Source organism: uncultured Bifidobacterium sp., from assembly GCF_963540075.1.
GTDB lineage: Bacteria > Actinomycetota > Actinomycetes > Actinomycetales > Bifidobacteriaceae > Bifidobacterium.
Genome location: NZ_CAUTOG010000074.1, coordinates 1 through 4,253 on the forward strand (window position 1 = coordinate 1; position 4,253 = coordinate 4,253).

Annotated in this window: 5 protein-coding genes; 4 read left to right on the forward strand and 1 reads right to left on the reverse strand. The window is 66.2% G+C overall.

Annotation, left to right across the window (positions count from 1 at the left end; genetic code table 11):
* From RWX87_RS06565 to RWX87_RS06580, 4 genes are all read left to right on the forward strand, one after another.
* The coding region (locus tag RWX87_RS06565; RefSeq protein ID WP_314688788.1) for an NAD(P)-dependent oxidoreductase at nt 1–948 on the forward strand (948 nt) is incomplete at its 5' end.
* A gap of 242 nt (nt 949–1,190) precedes the next feature.
* Nucleotides 1,191–2,303 carry a lactate oxidase gene (locus RWX87_RS06570; protein WP_314688790.1) on the forward strand — a complete coding sequence of 371 codons (1,113 nt, stop codon included), beginning with the start codon at nt 1,191–1,193 and terminating at the stop codon, nt 2,301–2,303.
* A gap of 104 nt (nt 2,304–2,407) precedes the next feature.
* Nucleotides 2,408–2,614, forward strand: a complete 207-nt coding sequence (locus RWX87_RS06575; protein ID WP_314688791.1) for a hypothetical protein — start codon at nt 2,408–2,410, stop codon at nt 2,612–2,614.
* Nucleotides 2,615–2,990: 376 nt separating this feature from the next.
* A complete protein-coding gene (locus RWX87_RS06580) occupies nt 2,991–3,314 on the forward strand; it encodes a hypothetical protein (protein WP_314688792.1) in 324 nt (107 codons plus the stop codon).
* Nucleotides 3,315–3,455: 141 nt separating this feature from the next.
* Here RWX87_RS06580 and RWX87_RS06585 read toward each other — a convergent pair whose 3' ends face one another.
* Entirely contained in the window at nt 3,456–3,656 is a 201-nt protein-coding gene (locus RWX87_RS06585) for a hypothetical protein (protein WP_314688793.1), read from the reverse strand.
* Nucleotides 3,657–4,253: the final 597 nt, after the last annotated feature.

The following is a 4,253-nucleotide window of genomic DNA, read 5'->3' on the forward strand; positions in this document are numbered from 1 at the left end:
GACAAGGAGCGGATCATGCGGACACAGTCGTCACCGACCGTTGCAGTGCTCGGACTTGGAACGATGGGCGGAGCTTTCGCCAGGAACCTCATCGCCGCGGGCTTCCCCACCCGGGTCTGGAACAGGACCCCGCAGAAGGCTCGGGACGTCGCCGGAACCGAGGCGACGGTCTGCGCCACACCGGATGAGGCCGTGGAGGCGGCCGATGTCGTGCTGTCGGTTCTGACCACCGCGGACGTCACCGAGCGGGTCGTTCTGGGCGACGGCGACGCCGAGCTCGACCCGTCGAGCCCGCTCGCCCACCTGCGTCCGGGAACGGTGTTCGTGCAGATGGGGACGATCGGGGTGGCGGGCACCGAGCGTCTCTCGCGGGTCTTCGCCCGACTCCGTCCGGATGTGGTTCTGCTGGACGCACCCATCTCCGGATCCCGCGGACCCGCTGAGCGGGGAGCCGTCACGATTCTGGCCTCGGGGGAACCCGGGAATCACCGTTCCGAGGTCGAGACGGTGTTCTCCGCCATCTCCCGGAAGACCGTGTGGCTGGGTCCCGTCGGCCAGGGGACGCGGATGAAGCTCGTCGTCAACGTCTGGCTGGTCAATCTGATGCAGGGGGCCGCCGAAACAGCGGCGTTCGGGTCGACGCTCGGCTTCGGCGCGGACGACATCTGGGCCTGCCTTGAGGGAGGTCCCCTCGCCGCGCCCTACGTGGCCGGCAAGCTGGGGAAGATCGGCCGGCACGACTACGGCACGGAGATGGCGCTGCGATGGGGAGCGAAGGACGCCAACCTGGCGCTGGACGCATACCGCTCCGCCCGGCCGGACGGCGACGCCCTGCCTGTGCTGGAGCGCATCTCCGAGCTGTGGCGGGCCGGAGCGGCGGCGGGACATGCCGACGACGACATCTCGTCGATGTACGACTACCTCCTCTCCCGGCGGCGCACGCGCTAATCCCCAATCGTCGATTCGGACCGCAACCGCCCCCCCCTCCCTCTCCCGGCCGGCACGGTCGCTGGCCCGCATGGCCCATGAACGCCGCATGCACGTTGGAGCCCGGACGGCCCGAGCGTCCACAACCCGATTCGCTTCTGGCTCAATCGCCCCTCATCTCCATGCTCCGAGAGATTAGATGCAATCGTCTATTGGCTGGCCTGCAGGGACGCAGGCAGAGGGACCGCAAAGGAGCGCACGCCATGACGACGACCAACGGATACGAGCAGAGCGACCGCGAGGAGAGGATCGGCATCGTCAACCTCGACGAGCTGGAATCCCGGGCCGAGAAGATCATCCCCAAGGGTGGCTTCGGGTACATCGCGGGAGGCTCCGAGGACGAATGGACCTTGCGGCGCAACCGCGAGGCCTTCAACGACGTGGAGATACTCCCCCGGATGCTCGAGGGCATCACGAAGCCCTCCACCGCGACGTCGCTGCTGGGCATAGACATCACGACCCCGATCATCATGGCCCCGGCGGCCGCGCAGGGCCTCGCCCATTCGCGCGGCGAGATGGCGACCGCGGAAGGCTTCGCCACGGCGGGGACCATCATGTGCCAGAGCACCTACGGGACCACGACGATCCGGCAGACGGCCGAGGCCGGCAAGGGAGCGCCCTGGTTCTTCCAGCTGTACATGAGCAACGACTGGGACTTCAACCACGCCCTCATCGACGAGGCGAAGGACAACGGGGCGAAGGCCGTCATCCTCACCGTCGACTCCACGCAGGGCGGCTATCGCGAGGCCGACATCGTCAACGGCTTCCAGTTCCCGCTTCCCATGGCCAATCTCGAGCAGTTCAGCACCCGCGGGAGCAAGGGGAAGGGGATTGCGGAGATCTACGCCGCCGCCAAGCAGGACATCACCGTGAAGGACATCGAGCTCATAGAGGAGTATGCGCAGCTGCCCGTCATCGTCAAGGGCATCGAGAACCCCGATGACGCGAACCTCTGCATCGCGGCCGGCGCCGCGGCTGTATGGGTGTCCAACCACGGCGGCCGCCAGCTCAACGGAGGTCCCGCCGCCTTCGACGTGCTTCCCGCCGTCGCCAGGGCCGTCAACGGGCGCGTCCCGGTGATCTTCGACTCGGGCATCCGCCGGGGCTCGCACGTCTTCAAGGCCATCGCCAGCGGGGCCGACGTCGTCGCGCTCGCCCGCCCCATCATCTACGGACTGGCGCTGGGAGGAGCCCTGGGCGTGCGGAGCGTCATCGAGCATCTCACCCACGAGTTCGCCATCGCCATGCAGCTCGCCGGCACCCGCACCGTCGAGGACGTCAAGCGGGCCACGCTGATCCGGCGCGGCTCGAACTGACCGAACCGGGCCGACGAAAGTCCGCACCGGCACGAAAGTCCGCACCGGCAGAAACACGGAACGACGCCTAGACTGCGGATAGGGGATGAAGCCGGGAGGTCCGCATGTTCTGCAGCCATAGGGAAGTCGTCGTCGCAGGTCAGAAGAAGAAGCTCTCCGTCACCAAGGGCATCATCGGAGGGCTTCTCCTCGGTCCGCTGGGCGCCGTCGGGGGCGCGGCCGGACTCGGCAAGACCAGGACGATGTTCACCTGCGTGAAGTGCGGGAAGACCTTCGACCACGTTCCCAGCGGATCGCATATCGTCGGTTAGACGTCGTGGACGTCACGAGACGCTCCCCGGAGCCGCCGGAATCCGGGAGAAACCGGGGATTCTCCCCCGTTTCTCCCGGTATTCCCAGCGAGTACGTACCGACCGCCCAGAATCCACGTTTAGCGTGAAGCACGTGGATGGAATCCTCCCCCGATTCCGTCCATGCATACAGCGGAAGCCGCCGCCGGGTCTTTTCCCCTTCTCTCTCCCCGACGGCCGGCCATCCCCTCACCCGCACCGTCATCCGACCCATCCGGTTCGGATCCATGGGATTCACCCCGCAGCCCACGGACCTTCACGCGAATCATCGTGATTCGAGAACCCTCGGGACGAGTACTCTTGTCCAAAGCATCACAGAAGAGCATAAGGGGATCGCATGGGCATCGCCGCAGCCGTGGTCGTCGCCGCAGCCATCATCGGGCTGGTGGAATGCGAATCGAGGCTGTTCCCCGCGATGACCGGGACGAAATCCGCCGTAGCCGCCATCGCCGCGGCCATCGCATGCATCGCCGTGGCGATCATCGCCCTCGATGTCATGTACGGCAGGCCTGGCAGCATCATGATCCGGTGGATCGTCGTTGGATCTCTTCTCATCATGTACAACATCGCGGTTGGGGCAATCGCCTTCGTGGCCGCGAAGCGTCGGAACCAGGGAACCGGAGAAGCCGCAGCGGGGAACGACGCCTCCACGTCACGCTGAAGCCCGACCCGAAGACCCTTCACGCGGCCGGCTCAAAGCCGGCCACGCAATGACGCCGCAGCCGCTCAGGAGCAGGATGACGCCGCAGAAAAGACGACCGGACCGAACGACGGATCCGACGTCACGAATCCACCAACGGATCTATCGGAACAAATCCCACAGGCTGAAGGTCGTCCTGCGATACACCTTGTTGTAGAGGGCCTTGCGAGGATTGGTCACCCAGCCCATGCCCTTCCTGCCGTAGCCGGGGATGAGCGCCTTCTTCACCGACCTTTTGAGACGCCCGGTGGTCCTCGCCTTGATGGACCTCTTCAGACTGGGCTTACGCATACCGAATTTCATGACGGATCCCGTCCTTCCGCGCGAAGCCGATGAATCCCGAACCGGGATCCCCATGGCGACCCCACGGCATCGGCCTCCTGCCGCCATGATAGCGTCCCTGTGCGTCGTTCCGCCGTCACGCGGAACTCGACGACGTCAGGAACGGAAGAGCACGTCCGGCACAGCACCGCGTTCATCGGCATCACCTCCGGCGAGGCCGAGAATCCGCGGCATACCATCCCCGCGCGGTCGCCGGCATCCTCAACCTCACCCGTCTGACCGCGGTCACGGGCGTGCGCGACTCCAGTCTCTGCGACGATCCGCGCATGCTGTTCTCGCTGGCGCGGCAGGGCAACGCCTGCCCGCATACTGGGGACGGTTGACCGTCGCGGGGTTCACGTGGCCGGTCCTGGCATTCCTTCTGATGGCCGCCATGCTGCTCATGACCTACCGGTTCACGTCACGGTGACGGACACGTAGGGTGCGCTGCGGCCGCCTCGGATTCTCCGCTCATAACGGCCACTGCGACTCTTCAAAGCCCTCTAGCCGCACAGCAGTCGTCCAAGCGCCATCGCCAGCCGTCCGTAGGGCGGATAGACGAACGACAGCGTGTCCGGC

Bases quoted from the DNA above. Each gene is read 5' to 3' on its own strand.
- RWX87_RS06570 (WP_314688790.1), top strand. From the start codon at position 1,191: ATGACGACGACCAACGGATACGAGCAGAGCGACCGCGAGGAGAGGATC.
- RWX87_RS06575 (WP_314688791.1), top strand. From the start codon at position 2,408: ATGTTCTGCAGCCATAGGGAAGTCGTCGTCGCAGGTCAGAAGAAGAAG.
- RWX87_RS06580 (WP_314688792.1), top strand. From the start codon at position 2,991: ATGGGCATCGCCGCAGCCGTGGTCGTCGCCGCAGCCATCATCGGGCTG.
- RWX87_RS06585 (WP_314688793.1), bottom strand. From the start codon at position 3,656: ATGAAATTCGGTATGCGTAAGCCCAGTCTGAAGAGGTCCATCAAGGCG.